The sequence below is a fragment of the Aerococcus sp. L_32 genome, from assembly GCF_050689315.1.
On the sequence record NZ_JBOEQF010000669.1, the window covers coordinates 1 to 975 of the forward strand.

At 37.5% G+C, this 975-nt stretch carries 2 protein-coding genes; both read left to right on the plus strand.

What is annotated here, in order from left to right:
- Positions 1-393, plus strand: a 393-nt coding sequence (locus tag ACRCJ0_RS15575; protein WP_431391100.1) for an FtsX-like permease family protein, incomplete at its 5' end; no start/stop codon positions are given.
- A gap of 9 nt (positions 394-402) precedes the next feature.
- Positions 403-975, plus strand: a 573-nt coding sequence (locus ACRCJ0_RS15580) for an ABC transporter ATP-binding protein (protein ID WP_431391101.1), incomplete at its 3' end; no start/stop codon positions are given.

Genomic DNA, 975 nt, shown 5'->3' on the forward strand with positions numbered 1-975 from the left:
AATTTACCAGGATATAGTGCACAGTTACTCACATTTATTTTCATGATTGGCTTTTTAATTTTAATTGCAGCGGTCGTGATTGGTATTTTTATTTACGTACTGACTATTCAAAAAATTGACGTATTTGGCGTGATGAAAGCTCAAGGTATTTCAACAGGCACAATTGGTCGTTCAGTGGTTGTGCAAACCTTTATCCTTACATTAATAGGTCTAGTACTAGGTGTTGCAGTAACCATTTTGAGCATTTATTTCCTACCAGCTCAGGTGCCCACGCAAATCAATTGGCTGTTCTTTTTAGCAGTTGGTGGCTTGATCTTACTTTGTTCATTAATTGGTGCCTTATTCTCAGTGAAAACAATAGTGAACGTCGATCCAGCAAGAGCAATCGCCTAGGAGGTCATTATGAGTGTATTAACAATTGAAAATGTACAGAAAAAATTTAAAGATGGGGACACGGAAATTGTGGCCCTTGAAAAAACGTCATTTACAGCAGAGAAAGGTGAATTTATTGCTATTATCGGTCCATCTGGTTCAGGAAAAAGTACCTTTTTAAGTATTGCTGCCGGCTTACAGGAACCGACACAAGGTAGGGTAATGATTAATGACAAACCCTTTAGTGAAAAGAAAGAAAAAGAGCGGGCGCGCATTCGTTTTGAAGAAGTAGGTTTTATCTTGCAAGCGTCAAATCTTATTCCATTCCTAAAAGTATCTGACCAATTGAAACTAGTAGATAAACTATCTAAAAAAGAGAAAAGCCAATTAGATTTACTGGAACTACTAGGTATTGAAAAGTTAAAAAATAAATTTCCAGAGCAAATTTCTGGGGGTGAAAGGCAGCGTGTAGCGATTGCGCGCGCCTTATATAATAATCCTTCAATCATTTTCGCTGACGAACCAACAGCCAGCCTAGATTCTAAACGTGCAATGGATGTGGTGGATATCTTGGCTAAAATGACCAAACAACAAAATAAAACG